This is a genomic window from Streptomyces sp. NPDC003300, from assembly GCF_040610915.1.
GTDB lineage: Bacteria > Actinomycetota > Actinomycetes > Streptomycetales > Streptomycetaceae > Actinacidiphila.
Window position 1 is genome coordinate 65,857 of sequence record NZ_JBEXNE010000009.1, and the last position, 18,740, is coordinate 84,596.

Genomic DNA, 18,740 nt, shown 5'->3' on the forward strand with positions numbered 1-18,740 from the left:
CGGCCCCGCCCTGATGCGCGGCCCCGCCCTCGTCCATCTGCTCAAGGACCCGGTCACCGGGGTACGGCTCGAAGTCGGCGCCAAAGAGCACTTCATCATCGCCCGGCTCGACGGCAGCCGGTCGCTCGCCGAGATCGGCGCGGAGTACGCGGACCGGTTCGGCGCGCGGCTCGGCGACGCGCAGTGGCAGCAGATGCTGCGGCTGCTGTCGACCCGTCAGCTCCTCGACGGCGGCGGCCGGCCGGTCGTCGTGCCCGCCGCCAGTGCCGAACCGGCCTTCAAATCAACGCTGTTGAGCGGGAAGACGCGCATGGTCGCGGACGCCCCCGCGCTCATGGACACCCTGCACGGCGCCACCGCCTTCGCCCGCAGGCGCGCCGTCCTGTTCCCGCTGCTCGCGCTGGCCGTCGCCGTCCTCGCCCTCGTCGGCCTCCGCTTCGGCCAACTGGCCGACCAGACCGGGCGCCTGTACGACCAGCCGGTCGCGCTCGCCGCCGTCGGCTGCGTGCTGTGGGTCAGCCTCGGCCTGCACGAACTGGCCCACGGGCTGGTCGCGCGGGCGTACGGGCTGCGGGTCGGGGAGATCGGGCTCCGCCGGGTCTGGGGCTTCATGACGTACCTCTACTGCGAGGTGCACGACGTCCAGTTCCTCGACCGGCGCGGCCGTCAGGTCGCCGTCGCGGCGGCGGGCGCCGTCATGAACCTCCTCTTCCTCGCGCCGTTCTGGCTCGTCTGGGCCCTCCTGCCGGAACACGCCCAGGCCCTCCCCTTCTTCGGCGGCCTCATCCTCCTCGGCACCGCCATGGCCCTGCTCAATCTCCTGCCGCTCCCGCCGCTCGACGGCTACAAAGCCCTCGGTTACACCCTGGGCACGCTCCAACTGGCCACCGAGAGCCGCCAGTTCCTGGGCGTGGCCGCGCGTGCCCCGCTCGGGCGGAGGGCCGACTCCGGCCGGGACGGCGCGGCTGCCGCCGCGACGACTGGCCGAGTGCCCGGCTCCGGCCGGAACGCCCGCGCGCGGCTCGCCGCCTACCCCACGCGGCTGCGCCTCATCTACGGCGGATACGCCGCCTGTTGCGCGGTGCTGGCCCTGGCGGCGCTCGCCGTGGCCGGACTGCTGTGCCGCGCGGCACTGCCGGACGACTGGCGCACCTGGACCCCGTACCTCCCGGTGGCCCTGGTCGCCGCGGCCCTCCTCCTGCGCCTGCTCGGCCTGCGCGCCGCGGCCATGCGCGAGGCGGCGCTCGCGCGCCGGACGCCGGGGGAGACGGCCGACCTCCGGCCGGGAAGCGGCTCCGCTGCGACCGCTACGGGCGCCACGGGCGCGGGAGCGTCGGCGCCCACCGGCTCCCCGGCCGCGCGGCGGGCGTCCGCGGCCGACGGGGCGCGGCCGTCCGGCGTGGCGCACGCCCTGCCGTCGTCCGCGACGACCGCCTCGGGCGCCTCGGGTGCCGCAGCGCGCGCGAAGGACTCTGAACGGCCCGCGTCAGCGGGGACACCTCAGGAGCGGGAGAAAGGCGACATGAAACGAACCGCACGTCCGACGGGGCCGGCGATCGAACTGGTCGGGGTCAGCAAGCGGTACGGCGAGGTGCACGCGCTCGACGGGGTGTCGCTGACGGTCGAGCAGGGCGAGTTCTTCGGCGTTCTCGGGCCCAACGGGGCCGGAAAGACCACGCTCGTGGAGATCGTGGAGGGGATGCGGAAGGCGGACGCGGGCAAGGTCGCCGTGTTCGGCCAGAGCCCGTGGCCGCGGAACATCGCGCTGCTGCGGCGGATCGGGGTGCAGACCCAGGCGTCGGCCTTCTTCACACGGCTGACCGCGTGGGAGCACCTGGAGACGGTCGCCGCGCTCCAGGGCGTGGACCGCGCCGCCGCGCGGCACGCGATGGACCTGGTCGGGCTGCGGGACAAGGAGCGCAGCCGGGTCGACGACCTGTCGGGCGGCCAGCGGCAGCGCCTGGCGCTGGCCACCGCGCTGGTCCACGAGCCCGACCTGATCTTCCTCGACGAGCCGACCGCCGCGCTCGACCCCGAGGCGCGCCGCGCCCTGTGGTCGGTGCTGCGGGACCTGCGCGGCGAGGGCCGCACCATCGTCTACACCACGCACTACCTGGACGAGGCGGAGGCGCTGTGCGACCGGGTGGCGATCATCGCCGACGGCCGCGTCGTGGCGCTCGACAGCCCCGGCTCGCTGATCAGGTCGATGGCCGCGCCCGCGCGGCTGCTGATCCCCGCCGGCCGGATCACGCTCGACCAGGCGCGCGCCGTCGAGGGCGTCGACCGGGCGTTCCTGGAGGGCGCCGAGGTCGTCGTCGAGACCCGGCACGCCAACCGGGTGCTGGTCGCGCTCGGCGAGTTCGTCGACATGGACGCGATCCAGACCAGGACCGCGACCCTGGAGGACGCGTATCTGCGGCTGACGGGACCGGGCGCCGGGGGAGCCGGAAAGGCGGAAGCCTCGGGCCCCGACACCGGGACCGGCCCCGACACCGGCCCCGATCCCGACACCGGTCCCGGTCCCGACCTCGACACCGGGACCGCCACCACGACGGCCGCCGTCGGAACGGAGCACCGTCCATGACCACCACCACCGCCTACTCCGCGCTGACCAGGGCCACATACCTGGCGTCGATACGCGACCGCACCACCGTCTTCTTCACCTTCGCCTTCCCGCTGGTCTTCCTGGTCGTCTTCGGTCTGCTCTTCCGCGGCCAGTCGGTCGACGGGGGCCTGGCGTACATCAACTACGTGGCACCCGGCGTGCTCTCGTGGGGCGTCGGCAACGCGGCGCTGTTCGGCCCGGCCTTCGCGCTGATGCACTGGCGGCGCGACGACATCCTGCGGCTGATCTGGCGTACGCCCACGCCGCTGCCCACCGTCCTCGCCTCGCGCTTCGTGGTCGCCGTCGTGGTCGGTCTGTCGCAGGCGGTGCTGTTCACGGCGGTCGCGCTGCTGCCCTTCTTCGGCCTCCACCTGGACGGGAGTTGGCCGCTCGCGCTGCCGCTGCTGGTCTTCGGCGTCGCCGCCTTCCTGGCGATGGGCCTGGTCGTCGGCAGCCTCGCCGACACCCCGGAGGCGGTCGCCGCCATCGCCAACTGCGTGATGGTCCCGATGGCGTTCCTGTCCGGCTCCTTCTACCCGGCGGACCTGCTGCCCGGCTGGATCCAGACCATGTCGTGGGTGCTGCCGCTGCGTTACCTCGACCACGGCCTCACCGATGTGCTGGCGGGGCGCGCCGACTTCGCCTCGCTCGCCGTCGACTGCGGCGGCCTGGCCGCCTTCACCGTCGTCTTCGGGCTGATCGCCGCCCGCACCTTCCGCTGGAGCAACCGGACATGAGCCTCGACACCGCGGTACGGCCCGCTCACGTGCCCGAGATCCCCGGGCAGACGCCGCTGGAGTCCGCGGGCCGCGACCTGGAACGGCGACTGGCCGCGCGAGCCGCCCGCGCCGCCGCGCCCGCGCCCAGGACCGCCGTCGTCGGCGGCACCGATGTGCTGCGCCCGGAACCGGCCGAGACCGCGGGGCGGCGCGCCCGCGCCACCGTGCACCTGACCGCCGACGCCGTGCTCCTCGGCCCCTGGGGCGGCTCGCCCGCCGAGGCCGCCTGCGGCACCTGCCTGGCCATCCGCTGGCAGCGGCTGCGCACCCGTACCGAACGCGAGGCGCTGGAGACGGGCCTCGCCCGTACCGCCGCCGGGCGCTGGCCCGTGCTGCCCGACTTCACGGTCGACGCGGTCTGGGCCCTCTACGAACTGACCCTCGGGCGGAAGGCGGGGGCCGGCTCGGAGACCGGTTCGGAGACGGGGGCCGGGACCGGCGGCCACGACCTGCCCCGGGTCACCCGGTACGACCTGGAGACCGGCCTCGTCCAGACCGTGCCGCTGCTCGCCGATCCGCTGTGCCCGCACCCGCACGGCGCCCCGCCCGCGACGACCGCACCGACCCGGCCCGACCTGCCAGCACCCGACGCGGCGGGCCTCGACGTATCCGCCGCCGACGTATCCGGCACCGGCCCGTCCGGGCCCCACCCGTCCGGGCCCGGGCACTTCCTCGCCACCGGGCCGGAGGCCGAGCCCTTTCCCGTCTCGCGGCACAAGCCCACCCCCGACAGCTACCGGCTGCGGTCGCCCGGCGCGTACGCCCTGCCGACCGCCGCGCTCGCCAACCCCGTGTGCGGGGTGCTCGGCGCGGGCACCTGGAGCGATGTCACCTCGCCGACCACCGCGCCCGTCGCGGGCAGCGTCTTCATGCGCGGTTACGCGGGCCTGACCGACGTCACGTGGAGCGGCCAGGCCAACTCCTTCGCGCACAGCAGGGACTTGGCGTTCCTCGAAGGGCTGGAGCGGTACGCGGGCACCCACCGCAGGGAGACCGGCGGCGTCGTCACCGACTCGTACGACAACCTCGGCGACGCGGCCCTCGACCCGCGCGACTGCGGGCTCTACACGCCGGAGACCTACGCCGCCGACCCGATGATCGCGCCCTTCGATCCCGCGCGGCCGATCCCCTGGGTACGCGGCTGGTCGCTGCGCGACGAGCGGGAGGTGCTGGTGCCGGCCCGGCTGGTCTACTACAGCGCGGGCACCGCCGCCGACCACTTCGTCTTCGAGTGCTCCAACGGCTGCGCGATCGGCAGTTGCCTGGAGGAGGCCGTGCTGTTCGGCCTGCTCGAACTCATCGAACGCGACGCGTTCCTGCTCGGCTGGTACGGCAACGCCCGGCTCACCGAGATCGACCTCGGCTCCTGCCGCAGCCCGGTGGTGCGCGCCATGACCGACCGGGCGGCGCTGTGCGGCTACGACGTGCACGCCTTCGACAACCGCATCGACCTCGCCGTGCCGGTCGTCACCGGCCTCGCCGTCCGCCGCGACGGAGGCCCCGGCACGCTCGCCTTCGCCGCGGGCGCCGCCTTCGACCCGGAGACCGCGGTGGAGTCGGCGGTCTCCGAGATCCTGACGTATCTCCCGCACCTGCCACGGCAGGTGACGGAGCGTCCGGCCGAACTGGAGGCGATGGCCGAGGACTTCGACCTCGTCCGCCGACTCCCCGACCACGCGGCCCTGTTCGGCCTGCCGCGGATGAGGGAGCACGTCGGCAGCTACCTGGAGCCGCCCGCCGTAAGGCCGTTGGACGAGATCTATGCGCGGTGGGAGCGGGACCGGCCGCGCGGGCTCGACCTGCGCGACGACGTCCTGTGGTGCCGGGACGAACTGGCGCGCGCCGGATGCGATGTCGTGGTGGTCGACCAGACCACCCCGGAGCAGCGGCGGATGGGCCTGCGGACGGTCTGCACGCTCGCGCCAGGTCTGCTGCCGATCGACTTCGGCTGGCCGCGGCAGCGCGCGCTGACCATGCCCCGGCTGCGTACCGCACAGCGCCGCGGCGGCCTGCGCCCCGACGACCTGCGCGACGACGAGGTGCGCCGGGTGCCGCACCCGTTCCCGTAGGAACCCGCAGGAACCCTGAGGAATCTCCGAGGAAACCGACGATGACGACGCCGCGACATGACTACTCCGCGGACCGGGGAGGCCGGTCCGCGGAGCGTGAAGCGGGTGGTGGCTCGTCAGGCGGTGCAGCTCGTGGTGCTGGTGGTGCTGGAGCAGGTGCTGGTGCTGGAGCAGCTCGTCGACGAGCCGAGCATGACCTCGCTGGCGTCCGAGTAGTCGGTGATCTCGAAGGTCTCCGACTCGAGCTCCAGGATCTCCTGGGCCAGAGAGGCGAGCGGCGTGTCCAGCTTGGAGATGTCAGCCATGATGACTCCTTCTCAGCAGGGAGCGCGGCCCGCGACGGGCCGGCCCCATCTTTCTACGCGCGTCCACTGGCGAATCACCCTGCCGCCCGCTGTCATCCCGCTTGCACCGCCCGCCGCCCCTGTCACGTGACCCGCATTCCGGCACCCCCGCCCCCGACCCCCGCCCGGAGCGCCCGATGAACCCGCCGACCGGACCCACACCCGTATCCGGACCCATGTCCGGGCTCCCGCCCGTCTCAGGAACCGTCTCCGACGCCGTCCTGACCCGCGCCGCCGAGCTGTATCTGGACCTGCACCGGCACCCCGAGCTGTCCGGGGCCGAGGAGCGCACCGCCGCCCGCTTCGCCGCCGCGCTCAGGGCCGCGGGACTGCGCGTCGAACGCGGCGTCGGCGGCCACGGCGTGGTCGGGGTGCTGGCCAACGGCCCCGGCCCCGTCGTCATGCTCCGCGCGGAGCTGGACGCCCTCCCCGTACGCGAGAACACCGGCCTGGCGTACGCCAGTTCCGCCACCGCCGCGGGACCCGACGGCGCCCCCGTCCCCGTCATGCACGCCTGCGGCCACGACATGCACCTGGCGTGCGCGGCGGGCGCGGCGGCGTCGCTCGCGGGGGCCGCCGACCGGTGGCAGGGCACGCTCGTCGTCGTCGGCCAGCCGGCCGAGGAGACGCTCAGCGGCGCCGCCGCCATGCTCGCCGACGGCCTCTACCGGCGCTTCCCCGTGCCCGACGACGTCCTCGCGCAGCATGTGGTGCCGCTGCCCGCGGGCATGGTCGCGCACGCGCAGGGCCCGCTGCTCGCGGGCAGCGTCACCCTGGAGATCGTGCTGTACGGCCGCGGCGGCCACGCGTCCACACCGCAGTTCGCCGCCGACCCGGTGATCACGGCCGCGGCGGTCGTCCTGCGCCTCCAGACCGTCGTGTCGCGCGAGACGGGTCCCGGCGAGCCGCTGGTGCTCACGGTCGGCTCGGTACGGGCGGGCACGCCCGGCGCGGGGAACGTCATCGCGGACTCCGCGACCCTCCAGGTGACCGTGCGGGCCTTCTCCGACGCCGCGCTCGACCGGGCCGTGGCCGCCGTCCACCGGATCGCGCGCGCCGAGTCCGCCGCCTCGCCCGACCCGCAGCCGCCCGCTCCCGACCTGCGCGTCCTGTCCCGTTCCTGCCCCACCGTGCCCGACGCCGAGCTGACCACCGCCGTGCGCCGCGCCCACGAGGCCGCCTTCGGTCCGCAGCGCGTCACCCGCTGGCAGCCGTCGACGGCCACGGAGGACTTCGCGCTGTACGGGGACGCGGGCCGCGCGCTGCACGGCGTGCCGGGGATACGGACCGGCTACTGGATGCTCGGCGCGGTCGGCCCCCGGCAGTGGGTCGAGGCGGGCCGCGGCGACACGGACACGGCCGGGCGGCTGGCGGCGCTGCCGCCGAACCACTCCTCGCGGTTCGCCCCGCACCCCCGCCTCACCCTCGAAGCGGGTATCGCGGCGATGACTGTGGCGGTACAGGCCCGTATGCCGTCGGTTAAGGTCGCATCGACCGCGTCGAGCGTATCGACGACGCCGTCCCGGCAGGACCGTCCGGCAGGGCGGGGGACGGCGGGCACGTAGCGCAGCCACCCGAGGGGCCCTGGTGAGACTGAGGCTGGAATTCACGACCGAGCCGTTCGACCTGGACGAGCCGCCCGAGCACGCGGTGGTGGCCCGTGAGGTGGTCGAGGGCGCGTCGCTCGACGCGGTGGACGTCGGCCCGTTCGGCAACACCGCCGAGGGCGAGGCCGACGCGGTCGTCGCGTCCGTCGCGGAGCTGCTGCGGCGCACGCTGGCGGCGGGCGCCACCCGGGTGTCGCTCCAGGTCAACGTGGTCGCGGCGGCCGGGCGGGCGCAGGAGGACGGCAAGTGACGGGCACCGGGGGGCACCCCTTCGCCGCGGCGGTGAAGCCGCTGGTGGACGCGATGGGCGCGGAGATGGTCGCGCCGGACGAGGCGCGCGGCGACGACGTGGTGCTGAGCTGGGAGGGCGAGGAGGTGGTGGCCGTCCGGCTGCCCCATCTGGCCGACTCCCTCGACCACCTGCTCGCCGACCTCGAACGCCGGCACGGCTCGCTGCCCGCCCTGGGCCGCAAGGACAAGCAGACCGTCGTCCGCATCCTGGAGGAGCGCGGCGCCTTCTCCGTGCGGCACGGCGTGGAGACCGTCGCGTCCGCGCTCGGCGTCAGCCGCTTCACCGTCTACAACTACCTGAACAGGGAGAACGCCCTGAACAGCGAGAAGAGTGCCCGCGAGAGCGAGTGACCGGCCGTTGTTTCCTCTTCCGTCCGCCCCCGGACGGCTTTGTTACCGGAAGTTTTCAACAAACTGTTGACGTCGTACGGCGGCGGCTCTTAGCTTGCGACTGTGACTTCCAGCGCATCGCCGGGTCTCTCCCGGCTCAATGAGGCCACCTCGTCAGCGGCGTCCGCGCTGCTCCACGAGGTGTGCGCCAGTACGGCGTGGGACGCCGCGCTGGCCGCCGGACGGCCGTACGACCGCCTCGACGACCTGCTCGCGGCGAGCGACACCGCCATGGCGGCGCTCACCGCGGACGACCTCGCGCAGGCGATGGCCGGACACCCGCCGGTCGGCCGCCCGACCCCGGGCGACGCCACGTCGGCGCGGGAGCAGAGCGGGGTCGGCGCGGCCGAGCGCGAGGAACTGCTCGCGCTCAACCTGGCCTACCAGGATGCGCACGGCCATGTCTTCCTGATCTGCGCCACCGGCAGGACCGGTGAGCAGATGCTGGCCGCCCTCAAGGAGCGGATCGGCAACGACACGGACACCGAACGCGAGATCGTCCGCGCCGAACTGGGAAAGATCAACCGCATCCGGCTCACCCGCCTCGCCGGAGCCGGAGCCGATACCGGGACCGGCACCAGTGCCACCGCCGGAGCCGGAGCCGCACGCGAGGCCGCGTCCGAAGGAGATCCCTCATGACCGACACGTCGGTGTCCACGCACATCCTGGACACGAGCGTCGGCCGCCCGGCGGAAGGCGTGCCCGTCCATCTGTCGGTGCGCGCCTCGTCCGGCGGGATCTGGTCGCCGCACGGGTCGTCCAAGACTGACGCCGACGGCCGCTGCAAGGATCTCCCGGCCCTGCCGGAAGGCACCACCTACGTACGGCTGCACTTCGACGTGGAGCCGTACCTCACCCGCCAAGCCAACGCACAGCAGGACGCCCCCCGCGCAAGGGACAGCGGAGCTTTCTTCCCGGAGGTGGCGATCGTCTTCGCCGTCAGGCCGGGCGAGCACTATCACGTACCGCTGCTGCTCAATCCGTTCGGCTACTCCGTATACCGAGGGAGCTAGCACCGATGACCGCCACTTCCCGCCCGTCCCACCCGGTTTTTCTCGGCCAGAACCAGTACGGCAAGGCAGAGAACCGTGTCGTCAGGATCACCCGCGAGGGCGGCACGCACCACATCAAGGACCTGAACGTCTCGGTCGCGCTCTCCGGCGACATGGACGACGTGCACCTGTCCGGCTCCAACGCCAACGTGCTGCCGACCGACACCACCAAGAACACGGTGTTCGCCTTCGCCAAGGAACACGGCATCGAGTCCGCCGAGCAGTTCGGCATCCACCTCGCCCGGCACTTCGTCACCAGCCAGGAGCCGATCAAGCGGGCGCGGATACGGATAGAGGAGTACTCCTGGGAGCGGATCGCCGCCTCCGAGGCGGGCTCCCGCTTCATCGGCGCCGACGAGATCCAGCACTCCTTCGTCCGCAAGGGCCAGGAGACCCGCACCACCGAGGTCGGCTACGACGGCGAGAACTGGCAGGTCGTCTCCGGCCTGAAGGACCTGGTGGTCATGAACTCCACCAACTCCGAGTTCTGGGGCTTCGTCAAGGACGAGTACACGACCCTCAAAGAGGCGTACGACCGCATCCTCGCCACCGAGGTCACCGCCCGCTGGCGGTTCAACTGGACCAGCGACGAGCGGCGCGCCCCGCAGTGGGAGAAGGCGTACGGGCAGGTCCGCACGGACCTGCTGGAGGCGTTCGCCGAGACGTACTCGCTCTCGCTCCAGCAGACCCTCTACGCGATGGGCTCGCGGGTCATCACCAGCCGCTCCTACGTGGACGAGGTCCGGCTCTCACTGCCCAACAAGCACCACTTCCTGGTCGACCTGGAGCCGTTCGGCCTCAAGAACGACAACGAGGTCTATCTCGCGGCCGACCGTCCGTACGGCCTCATCGAGGGCACCGTGCTGCGTGACGGCGCCGAGCCCCGCATCCCGGTGACGGACTGAGAGGCACCATCATGAGCAACCGCATCGTCATCGAGAACTGCGGCGTCGCGACCGTCGACGCCGACGACACCGAGTACGCCACCGGGCACGTCGTCGTCGCGGACAATCTGATCGAGTCCGTCGCAGCGGGCCCCGCACCGGCCGGTCTGGAGAACGTCACCCGCCGGATCGACGGCACCGGACACCTCGTCACCCCCGGCCTGGTCAACACCCACCACCACTTCTACCAGTGGATCACCCGCGGCCTCGCCCAGAACAGCAACCTCTTCAACTGGCTGGTCGAGCTGTACCCGACCTGGGCGCGGATCGACGAGCGGATGGTCTACGCGGCGGCCTCCGGTTCGCTCGGCGTGATGGCCCGCGGCGGCGTCACCACCGCGATGGACCACCACTACGTCTTCCCGCGCGGTTCGGGCGACCTGCTCGGCGCCGAGATCCGCGCCGCCGCCGAACTGGGCGTGCGCTTCACCGCCGCCCGCGGCTCGATGGACCGCGGCAAGAGCGACGGCGGACTGCCGCCGGACTTCGCCGTGGAGACCACCGAGGGCGCGCTGCTCGCGACCGAGGAGGCCATCGACACCCACCACGACGCCTCCTTCGGCTCGATGCTGCACATCGCCGCCGCGCCCTGCTCGCCCTTCTCGGTCTCCACCGAACTGCTGCGCGAGGCCGCGGTGCTGGCCCGCCGCAAGGGCGTCCGGCTGCACACGCACGGCAGCGAGACGGTGGAGGAGGAGAAGTTCTGCCACGAGCTGTTCGGCATGGGCCCGACGGACTACTTCGAGTCCACCGGCTGGCTCGGCGACGACGTGTGGATGGCGCACTGCGTCCACATGAACGACTCCGACATCGCCGCCTTCGCCCGGACCGGGACCGGCGTCGCGCACTGCCCGTCGTCCAACGCCCGGCTCGCCGCGGGCATCGCGCGGGTGCCCGACATGCTCGCCGCCGGGGTCCCGGTCGGCCTCGGCGTGGACGGCACCGCGTCCAACGAGTCCGGTGAACTCCACACCGAACTGCGCAACGCCCTGCTCATCAACCGCCTCGGCGGCGGCGAGAAGGCGCTGAACGCCCGTCAGGCCCTGCGCCTGGGCACGTACGGCGGCGCGCGCGTGCTCGGCCGTACCGCCGAGATCGGCTCCCTGGAGGCCGGGAAGCTCGCCGACCTCGTGCTGTGGAAGCTCGACGGCATCGCGCACGCCTCGATCGCCGACCCCGTCGCCGCGCTGGTCTTCGGCGCGGCGGCCCCGGTCACCCTGTCGCTGGTCAACGGTGTGCCGGTGGTCGAGAACAACCGGCTCACCCGCGCCGACGAGGACGCCATCGCGCGGTTGACCAGGACCGAGGCGCAGCGCCTCGCGCGGATCGCGGGCCTGGCGTAACACCGTAGGCACCGCCGCGAAAAGCGACCGGTCGGGGAGGGACGGCCCCCGACCGGTAGCCGGACCCTGTCCTGACACGGGTCCGGCGACACCGCCCCCGGACCGTGGGACCACGGTCGGCCCCGCGGCTCCGGGGGCGGTGCCTCCCCGAAACGACGGCCCGCACCACGGCCCGCACCCCGGCGCGCCCACCGGGCCGGGCGCCACGGCGGGTACGCGACGACCTCCCGCTCCGCGCCGTTTACTATGCGTTCAGCCGGACGTCCGCACCCCGCCGGGTGCGGGGCGCGGCAGGCAGGATCCCGCCACAGCCAGAGGTGAGCGCCCGTGAGCCCGACCGAGCCCGTACCCGCCGAAGGCTCCGCCGCCGAGCCCGCCACGGGGGCCGTCACCCTGGTCACCGGCGGCACCGGCACCCTCGGCCGCGCGCTGGTCGACCGGCTGCTCGCCGCCGGCCGCCCGGTACGCGTGCTCAGCCGCGGCCCGCGCGGGGCCGACGACGCGCGGCCGTACGAGTGGGCGGTCGGCGACCTGCGGACCGGCGTCGGCATCGACGGCGCGCTCTTCGACGGCGTCGGCACGATCGCGCACTGCGCGACCACCAACGGCCGCGGCGACGTCGAGGCCACCGAGCGGCTGACCGGAGCGGCGGTGCGCGCGGGCGGCGACCCGCACCTGGTGTACATCTCGATCGTCGGCGTCGACCGCGTCCCGCTCGGCTACTACCGCGCCAAACTCGCCGCGGAGACCGTCGTGGAGCAGTGCGGGCTGCCGTGGACGGTGCTGCGCACCACGCAGTTCCACGATCTGGTGGCCCGGCTCACCGTCGCGCAGCGGCGGTTGCCCGCGATCCTGACGCTGTCCGGAGTGAGCTTCCAGCCGGTCGACGTCACCGAGGTCGCGGACCGGCTCGCGGAGCTGGCCGGAGGCGAACCCGTGGGCCACGCACCGGACTTGGGCGGTCCGCAGATCCGCAGCGCCGCCGATCTGACCCGCGCGACCCTGCGCGCGGCGGGCCGCCGCAGGCTCGTCGTACCGCTGCGGCTGCCCGGCGCCCTGGCGGGCGCGCTGCGCGCGGGCGGCAATCTGACCCCCGATCACGCCGACGGCCGGATCACCTACGACTCCTGGCTCGCCGCCCGCACCCCGCCGAGGAAGCCGGGGCTCACAGCGCCCGGTGCATGATGTGCAGGCCGACATAGCCCAGACGCGGATGCCGGAACCCCTCGGGGACCGTACCGATCACCCGGAAGCCCAGTGACTCGTACAGCTTCACCGCGTACGTGTTGGACTCCACCACGGCGTTGAACTGCATGGCGCGGAAGCCCTCGCGCTCCGCCCAGCGCAGCGCCTCCTCGCACAGCGCGCGGCCCGCACCGCGGCCGCGGTGCGCGGGGTCGACCATGAAGCTGGCGCTGGAGACATGGGCGGCGTTGCCGCCCTGGTTGGCGTTCATCTTGGCGGTGCCGAGCACCGTGCCGTCGTCGCCGACGGCCACGACCGTCCGCGCGGGCGGCGCGAGCAGCCAGTAGTCCCTGGCCGTCGCCTCCGGGATGTCCGTCGGATAGCTGAAGGTCTCGCCGTCCACGCAGATCCGCCGCAGGAACGGCCAGATCAGCGGCCAGTCGGCCTCGGTCACATCACGGATGAGCATGCGGAGCAGCATGAACGGCCGCCGGCGCCGGGTGCAAGCGCGTTTCGGCGCGGCGGCCGTTCCCGGGCGCCGGGGCTCAGTCCGCCAGCAACTCGTAGGCGGGCAGCGTCAGGAAGTCGACGTACTCCGCGTCGAGCGCCGTGCGCAGCAGCAGCTCATGGGCCTCGGTCCACTTGCCCGCCGCGAACGCCTCCTCGCCGATCTCCTCGCGGATCGCGGCGAGTTCGTCGGCGGCCACCCGCAGCACGAGGTCGTGGGTCGCTTTCTCGCCGTTCTCGAAGACGACCCCCGCGTTGATCCACTGCCAGATCTGCGAGCGGGAGATCTCGGCGGTGGCGGCGTCCTCCATCAGGTTGAAGATCGCCACCGCGCCGAGGCCGCGCAGCCACGCCTCGATGTAACGGGTGCCGACCTGCACCGCGTTGCGCAGCCCGTCGAAGGTCGGCTTCGCGTCCAGCGAGGCGATGTCGATCAGCTCGGCCGCGGTGACGTGCACGTCCTCGCGCAGCCGGTCCTTCTGGTTCGGCCGGTCGCCGAGGACCGCGTCGAAGGAGGCGCGGGCGATCGGCACCAGGTCGGGGTGCGCGACCCACGAGCCGTCGAAACCGTCCCCGGCCTCACGGTCCTTGTCCGCCCTGACCTTCTCGAACGCGACCTTGTTGACCTCCGCGTCGCGCCGGGACGGGATGAAGGCGGCCATCCCGCCGATCGCGTGCGCGCCGCGCTTGTGGCAGGTGCGCACCAGCAGTTCGGTGTACGCACGCATGAACGGGGCCGTCATCGTCACCGCGTTGCGGTCCGGGAGCACGAAACGGGCGCCGCCGTCACGGAAGTTCTTGACGATGGAGAAGAGGTAGTCCCAGCGGCCCGCGTTCAACCCCGAGGCGTGGTCGCGCAGTTCGTACAGGATCTCGTCCATCTCGTACGCGGCGGTGATCGTCTCGATCAGCACGGTCGCGCGCACGGTGCCCTGCGGGACGCCCACGTAGTCCTGCGCGAAGACGAACACGTCGTTCCACAGCCGGGCTTCGAGGTGCGACTCGGTCTTGGGCAGGTAGAAGTACGGGCCCTTGCCGAGGTCGATCAGCCGCTGGGCGTTGTGGAAGAAGTACAGGCCGAAGTCGACCAGGCCGCCGGGGATCTGCTCGCCGTCCACGGTGAGGTGGCGTTCCGGCAGGTGCCAGCCGCGCGGGCGCATCACGACGGTGGCCAGGTCCGCCGGGTCGCCGAGCGCGTACGACTTGCCCTCGGGGGAGGTGAAGTCGATCCTGCGCTCGTAGGCGTCGATCATGTTGACCTGGCCGCCGATGACGTTCTCCCAGGTGGGGGCGGAGGCGTCCTCGAAGTCGGCGAGCCAGATCCGCGCGCCGGAGTTCAGCGCGTTGATGGTCATCTTGCGGTCGGTGGGGCCGGTGATCTCCACCCGGCGGTCGTCGAGCGCGGCGGGCGCGGGGGCGACCCGCCAGTCGCCGTCCCGGATGTGCGCGGTCTCCGGGAGGAAGTCGAGGGTGCCGGTGCGGGCGATCCCGGCGCGCCGCTCCTGGCGGCGGGCCAGCAACTCGGCGCGGCGGGGCGCGAAACGGCGGTGCAGCTCGGCGAGGAACACCAGCGCCTCGGGGGTCAGCACCTCCTCCGCGCGGGGGACGGGCCCGGCGGCCTCGGAGACGACGGCCGGAGACGGCGCTGATGCGGACATGCTGTCACTGCTCCAGAGTGCGAGTGTGTCTGGCGCCCGCCGGGGTGCGGGACTGGCACCGGGTGCCAGGGCCGGTCCGAGGTACGGGCGGTTCTGCAAGGTGGAGTATAGATTTCACAGTGCGGAAGTTCAACGCTTTGTGGCACGGGGTGCAGCCGCAGGCTCCGCCGGGTCCGGGGCGGGCCGGAGAAGCCCCAGGTCGGCGGGGGTGTCGATATCGGCCGGGTCGCCGATGTCACCGCACTCCACGAGCACGGTGTGGTCGGCGTGCTCGCGCAGATACGTACGCGCCCCGCGGTCCCCGGTGGCGCTGCCCGCGACCCCGGCCCAGCGGGCGCCCCCGATCAGCACCGGGTGGCCGCGCCTGCCGTCGTACACCGCGCAGGCCAGGGCCGACACCAGGGCCTCGCCTCCACCGGCCGCCGCCAGCACGCGGGCGACGGCAGCCGCGCCCACGCCGGGCTGGTCCACCAGGCCGATCAGCGCCGCGGCCGGGGCGTCGGCCGACGCCGCGAGCGAGGCGAGCCCGGCCCGCAGCGAGGAGCCCATGCCCTCCTCCCAGCGCGGATTGCGCACCACCACGCAGCCGGAGAGGTCGGCGCGCTCCACCACCTCGTCGGCCGCCGCGCCCAGCACCACGTGCACCGGGCCGCAGCCGCCCGCGCGCAGCACCCGTACCGCGTGCTCCACCAACGGCCGCCCCTCGTACGGCAGCAGCGCCTTCGGCCGCCCGCCCAGCCGCCGCCCGCCACCGGCCGCCAGCAGCAGTCCGGCTACCTCGCCCTTTGTGTGCATAACTCCTGCATACCGTGACGGGACCATGGCCGAACAGGCCGCGGTCGGCGTGGCGTGTTCCGGTATCGTCGGCGTGAGGGCCGGAAGGGGCGGTGACCGGCCGAGGGAACGGGGACTGATGGGCGCTCAGCACTTCCAGCCGCTGACGGCCGAGGATCCGACCGGCGTCCCGGGCTACCGGATCAGCGCGCGGCTCGGCGGGCGCGTCTACCTCGCGCACGCGCCGGGCGGCATACCGGTCGCGCTCCGCCTGATCGACCGGCTCCCGCCCGACGTCCACGCCCTGCGGCAGGTGCGCGGGCCCTACGTCGTCCCCTTCGTCGACGGCGGCACCGACGACTCCGGCGCGGGCCCCTGGCTCGCCACCGCCTACGTGCCCGGTCTCTCGCTGCGCACCGCCGTCACCACCACAGGGCCGCTCCCCGTCCCCAGCGTGCTGCGGCTCGTCGCCGGAATCGCCGAAGCGCTGCGCACCATCCACCACCGCGGCCTCACCCATGCCGCCCTCACCCCCGCCCACGTCCTCCTCGCCGCCGACGGCCCGCGCGTTAAGGACTTCGCCCTGACGGGCGTGGCCGCGTCCGATACGTCAGCCGCCGCGTCGTCGGCGAGCCGGACGGCGCCCGCGGGCGCCGCGGAGGGCTCGCCCGCCCAGGGACCGGCCCCCGTCTCGCTCATGGGGGAACCCGTCGCCGACGAGCCGCCCGCCGCGGCGGCGTTCCTGGCGCCCGAGCAGCTGGCGGGGAAGGCCGGGGGGCCCGCGGCCGATGTGTTCTCGCTGGGGCTGATCGCCGCGTACGCGGCCGTCGGAGGGGCGGCCGTGGGGGGCGGGGAGGCGGATCTCAACGAGCTGCCGGGGGAGCTGCGGGAGATCGTGACGCGGTGCCTGATCAAGGACCCCGCGCTGCGGCCGTCGCCCGCGCAGATCATCGCGATGTGCGCGCAGGCGGCGCCCGACGCGTCGCGGCGGCGGGCGGACCGGTGGCTGCCGCCCGCGCTGCTGGCGGCGATCGTTCCGGCGATGCCGCCGCCCGCGCCGCCGATACCGGTGGCGCCGCCGACCGGGCATCCGGGATCGCTGCACTACGGGTGGGCGCGGCCGAGCGCCGGGCACGTACCGTACCGCCCCCACCTGCCGCACTTGCCGCACCTCCCGCGCCCGCCCGCCCGGCGCCGGGGCGGCACCGTCCTGGCGGCGGTCGCCGCCCTGGCGGTCGTGGCCGCCGTCGGGGCCGTCCTCCTCGACCGCTCCGACGACGACCACCGCGCGAGCGGCGCGTCCACCGCCTCCACCGCGCCCGCCGCGGCGCCCACCACCTCGCCGCCGGACTCCGGCGCAGGAGGCGGGGACGCGACCGGCGCACCCGAGCAGCCGAGCGGCATCCGTTACGCGGGCATACGGCTCCCGGCGGGCTCGGGCCTGTCGCTGACCCAGGACCCGCCCGTGGTGCTCCCCGGCCCCTTCACCGGGGACATCGGCTTCACCCCGGAGCCCGAGGCGTTCGGCACCGACCCCGCCCACGGCACCGTCGCCCTGCTGGACCCGGCCGCGCCCGACACCCTCGAGGGCTGCCGCGGCGCCGCCGCAAGCCCTTCCATCCCGCGGGACTCGGTGAGCGCGGGCTCGCGCGTCTGCGTACAGTCCGCCGACGGCACGGTCGCGCTGGTCGTCTTCCGCGCGCTGACGCCGAAGGGCGCTCCGGCACCCAGTGCCAGTCTGGACGTCACCGTGTGGCGGACCGAGGGGCGCAGCGCCGAGGCCAACCAGGACGGCATTCCAAACCCACAAGCGCTCGGCACCGTGAATTTGGCGCATTTTTCGAAGACCGTATAGCGCGACCGGCTTCGCTTCGCGTTAACTGATCGGCCCCGGAGGCCACGTCGGAGAACCGGGGGCGGAGTGGGTGTGAGGCAGAAGTACGCGCTGGGGGAGACACAGGTGGTCAGTGCGCCGGGGGCGGCGGAATTACGGGCGGCGGTGGCTCGCGTTCAACGGGAACTCGCGGCGTATCGCCCGGCGTTGCCGGACCGCGCCGTCGCGGAGGACGAGCTGGCCGTCCTGGCCAGGCTCGCCGCGCAGCCGGCGCCGGCCGCGATACGCGACGCCGAGGCCGTTCGGCACTCTCTTTTACTCGTCGCCGCCGCTCTCGGTTCGGTCAGCGCCCTGACCGAACCGCTCGCGGAGCTGCACGAAACGGTGGAGCGCGCGACGCCGACGTGCTGACCGTGCGGGTGCCGTTCTTCGCGGGCGCCGCCCGTGCGTGGGTCGGTCCCGGTCCACGCGCGGGCGCAGGCGGTGCGCCTCAGGAGGACGGCGACGGCGCCGTCGTGGTGGCCAGGGCGAGCGACAGGGCCTGGGCCACCTCGTGGAGGACGGGGATGATCTTGTCGGTGGCGGATTCGGTGACGCGGCCGGCCGGGCCGGAGATGGAGATGGCGGCGGCGGTGGGGGAGTCGGGGACGGTGACGGCGAGGCAGCGGACGCCGACCTCTTGTTCGTTGTCGTCCACGGCGTAGCCCATCGCGCGGATGCGGCCGAGTTCGGTGAGGAAGACGTCCGGGTCGGTGATGGTGCGGTCGGTGGCGGCGGGCATGCCGGTCCGGGCGAGCAGGGCGCGTACCTCCTCCGGGGGAACGTCGGCGAGCAGGGCCTTGCCGACGCCGGTGGAGTGGGGGAGGACGCGGCGGCCGACCTCGGTGAACATCCGCATGGAGTGGCGGGAGGGGACCTGGGCCACGTAGACGACCTCGTCGCCGTCGAGCAGCGCCATGTTGGCGGTCTCGCCGGTGGCCTCGACCAGTTCGGCGAGGTAGGGGCGGGCCCAGGTGCCGAGCAGGCGGGAGGCGGTCTCGCCGAGGCGGATCAGGCGGGGGCCGAGCGCGTAGCGGCGGTTCGGCTGCTGGCGGACGTATCCGCAGCTCACGAGGGTGCGCATCAGGCGGTGGATGGTCGGCAGCGGGAGCCCGCTGCTGGAGGACAGCTCGCTGAGCCCCACCTCGCCGCCCGCGTCCGCCATGCGCTCCAGCAGGTCAAAGGCCCGTTCGAGGGACTGGACGCCCCCGGCGCGGTCAGCAGACACGTGCGATCCCCTCGGCAAGGTCGGCGTTCGTCGGCAATCATGGCGGTGCGGCGGTGCGGCGGTGCGGCGGTACGGCGGTGCGGCGGTGCGG

17 protein-coding genes and 1 pseudogene are annotated in these 18,740 nt (G+C 73.8%); 13 read left to right on the forward strand and 5 right to left on the reverse strand.

All coding sequences use genetic code 11. The annotated features are described in order from the left end of the window. Positions 1-1,522 precede the first annotated feature (1,522 nt). The 3 genes and pseudogenes from ABZX65_RS15645 to ABZX65_RS15655 all read left to right on the forward strand — a co-directional run. A pseudogene (locus ABZX65_RS15645) lies at positions 1,523-2,428 on the forward strand (ABC transporter ATP-binding protein); the annotation flags it as partial. Between the two features lie 152 nt (positions 2,429-2,580). After that, complete coding sequence (locus tag ABZX65_RS15650; RefSeq protein ID WP_188281751.1) at positions 2,581-3,342, forward strand: ABC transporter permease; 762 nt, start codon at positions 2,581-2,583, stop codon at positions 3,340-3,342. Beyond that, positions 3,339-5,453 carry a TOMM precursor leader peptide-binding protein gene (locus ABZX65_RS15655; RefSeq protein WP_355338949.1) on the forward strand — a complete coding sequence of 705 codons (2,115 nt, stop codon included), beginning with the start codon at positions 3,339-3,341 and terminating at the stop codon, positions 5,451-5,453. The genes ABZX65_RS15650 and ABZX65_RS15655 overlap by 4 nt, the downstream gene beginning before the upstream one ends. 116 nt (positions 5,454-5,569) lie before the next feature. Here ABZX65_RS15655 and ABZX65_RS15660 read toward each other — a convergent pair whose 3' ends face one another. After that, on the reverse strand, positions 5,570-5,758 hold the full coding sequence (locus ABZX65_RS15660) for a thiazolylpeptide-type bacteriocin (protein ID WP_093711265.1): 189 nt from the start codon (positions 5,756-5,758) through the stop codon (positions 5,570-5,572). A 215-nt stretch (positions 5,759-5,973) separates the two neighbouring features. Here ABZX65_RS15660 and ABZX65_RS15665 point away from each other — a divergent pair, with 215 nt between their 5' ends. The 8 genes from ABZX65_RS15665 to ABZX65_RS15700 all read left to right on the forward strand — a co-directional run bounded on the left by ABZX65_RS15665 (position 5,974) and on the right by ABZX65_RS15700 (position 12,609). Then, positions 5,974-7,362, forward strand: coding sequence for an amidohydrolase (locus ABZX65_RS15665; RefSeq protein WP_355338953.1), 1,389 nt, complete (start codon positions 5,974-5,976; stop codon positions 7,360-7,362). A gap of 22 nt (positions 7,363-7,384) precedes the next feature. Continuing rightward, the gene (locus ABZX65_RS15670) at positions 7,385-7,654 is read left to right on the forward strand and encodes a hypothetical protein (protein WP_355338956.1); all 270 of its coding nucleotides are present in this window, start codon (positions 7,385-7,387) and stop codon (positions 7,652-7,654) included. Further along, positions 7,651-8,046: a helix-turn-helix domain-containing protein gene (locus tag ABZX65_RS15675; RefSeq protein ID WP_317452687.1), complete on the forward strand. Its 396-nt coding sequence runs from the start codon at positions 7,651-7,653 to the stop codon at positions 8,044-8,046. Before ABZX65_RS15670 ends, ABZX65_RS15675 begins: the two co-directional genes overlap by 4 nt. 102 nt (positions 8,047-8,148) lie before the next feature. Next, positions 8,149-8,724, forward strand: a complete 576-nt coding sequence (gene uraD, locus ABZX65_RS15680) for a 2-oxo-4-hydroxy-4-carboxy-5-ureidoimidazoline decarboxylase (RefSeq protein WP_355338959.1) — start codon at positions 8,149-8,151, stop codon at positions 8,722-8,724. Further along, a complete protein-coding gene (gene uraH, locus ABZX65_RS15685; RefSeq protein WP_355338962.1) occupies positions 8,721-9,098 on the forward strand; it encodes a hydroxyisourate hydrolase in 378 nt (125 codons plus the stop codon). The genes uraD and uraH overlap by 4 nt, the downstream gene beginning before the upstream one ends. A gap of 5 nt (positions 9,099-9,103) precedes the next feature. Continuing rightward, the gene (gene pucL / locus ABZX65_RS15690; RefSeq protein ID WP_355338965.1) at positions 9,104-10,042 is read left to right on the forward strand and encodes a factor-independent urate hydroxylase; all 939 of its coding nucleotides are present in this window, start codon (positions 9,104-9,106) and stop codon (positions 10,040-10,042) included. An 11-nt stretch (positions 10,043-10,053) separates the two neighbouring features. Further along, positions 10,054-11,424 carry an 8-oxoguanine deaminase gene (locus ABZX65_RS15695; protein WP_355338968.1) on the forward strand — a complete coding sequence of 457 codons (1,371 nt, stop codon included), beginning with the start codon at positions 10,054-10,056 and terminating at the stop codon, positions 11,422-11,424. A gap of 393 nt (positions 11,425-11,817) precedes the next feature. After that, positions 11,818-12,609: an NAD(P)H-binding protein gene (locus ABZX65_RS15700; RefSeq protein ID WP_355339494.1), complete on the forward strand. Its 792-nt coding sequence runs from the start codon at positions 11,818-11,820 to the stop codon at positions 12,607-12,609. Here the strand turns inward: ABZX65_RS15700 and ABZX65_RS15705 are convergent. The 3 genes from ABZX65_RS15705 to ABZX65_RS15715 form a co-directional block, all read right to left on the reverse strand. Further along, complete coding sequence (locus ABZX65_RS15705) at positions 12,590-13,078, reverse strand: GNAT family N-acetyltransferase (protein WP_355338971.1); 489 nt, start codon at positions 13,076-13,078, stop codon at positions 12,590-12,592. The two genes, ABZX65_RS15700 and ABZX65_RS15705, sit on opposite strands and share 20 nt — an antisense overlap. Before the next feature lie 76 nt (positions 13,079-13,154). Further along, on the reverse strand, positions 13,155-14,774 hold the full coding sequence (aceB, locus tag ABZX65_RS15710) for a malate synthase A (RefSeq protein WP_355338974.1): 1,620 nt from the start codon (positions 14,772-14,774) through the stop codon (positions 13,155-13,157). Between the two features lie 129 nt (positions 14,775-14,903). Next, entirely contained in the window at positions 14,904-15,569 is a 666-nt protein-coding gene (locus ABZX65_RS15715) for a nucleotidyltransferase family protein (protein ID WP_355338977.1), read from the reverse strand. 118 nt (positions 15,570-15,687) lie between these two features. Here ABZX65_RS15715 and ABZX65_RS15720 point away from each other — a divergent pair, with 118 nt between their 5' ends. Together ABZX65_RS15720 and ABZX65_RS15725 are read left to right on the forward strand one after the other, a co-directional pair. Continuing rightward, positions 15,688-17,403: a hypothetical protein gene (locus ABZX65_RS15720; protein ID WP_355338980.1), complete on the forward strand. Its 1,716-nt coding sequence runs from the start codon at positions 15,688-15,690 to the stop codon at positions 17,401-17,403. A gap of 72 nt (positions 17,404-17,475) precedes the next feature. Further along, positions 17,476-17,793, forward strand: a complete 318-nt coding sequence (locus ABZX65_RS15725) for a DUF5955 family protein (RefSeq protein ID WP_355338983.1) — start codon at positions 17,476-17,478, stop codon at positions 17,791-17,793. 79 nt (positions 17,794-17,872) lie between these two features. Here ABZX65_RS15725 and ABZX65_RS15730 read toward each other — a convergent pair whose 3' ends face one another. Continuing rightward, a complete protein-coding gene (locus ABZX65_RS15730) occupies positions 17,873-18,649 on the reverse strand; it encodes an IclR family transcriptional regulator (protein WP_355338986.1) in 777 nt (258 codons plus the stop codon). Positions 18,650-18,740: the final 91 nt, after the last annotated feature.

Bases quoted from the DNA above. Each gene is read 5' to 3' on its own strand.
- pucL (WP_355338965.1), top strand. From the start codon at position 9,104: ATGACCGCCACTTCCCGCCCGTCCCACCCGGTTTTTCTCGGCCAGAAC.
- ABZX65_RS15720 (WP_355338980.1), top strand. From the start codon at position 15,688: ATGGGCGCTCAGCACTTCCAGCCGCTGACGGCCGAGGATCCGACCGGC.
- ABZX65_RS15650 (WP_188281751.1), top strand. From the start codon at position 2,581: ATGACCACCACCACCGCCTACTCCGCGCTGACCAGGGCCACATACCTG.
- ABZX65_RS15655 (WP_355338949.1), top strand. From the start codon at position 3,339: ATGAGCCTCGACACCGCGGTACGGCCCGCTCACGTGCCCGAGATCCCC.
- ABZX65_RS15665 (WP_355338953.1), top strand. From the start codon at position 5,974: ATGTCCGGGCTCCCGCCCGTCTCAGGAACCGTCTCCGACGCCGTCCTG.
- ABZX65_RS15715 (WP_355338977.1), bottom strand. From the start codon at position 15,569: ATGCACACAAAGGGCGAGGTAGCCGGACTGCTGCTGGCGGCCGGTGGC.
- uraH (WP_355338962.1), top strand. From the start codon at position 8,721: ATGACCGACACGTCGGTGTCCACGCACATCCTGGACACGAGCGTCGGC.
- ABZX65_RS15660 (WP_093711265.1), bottom strand. From the start codon at position 5,758: ATGGCTGACATCTCCAAGCTGGACACGCCGCTCGCCTCTCTGGCCCAG.
- aceB (WP_355338974.1), bottom strand. From the start codon at position 14,774: ATGTCCGCATCAGCGCCGTCTCCGGCCGTCGTCTCCGAGGCCGCCGGG.
- ABZX65_RS15705 (WP_355338971.1), bottom strand. From the start codon at position 13,078: ATGCTCATCCGTGATGTGACCGAGGCCGACTGGCCGCTGATCTGGCCG.
- ABZX65_RS15695 (WP_355338968.1), top strand. From the start codon at position 10,054: ATGAGCAACCGCATCGTCATCGAGAACTGCGGCGTCGCGACCGTCGAC.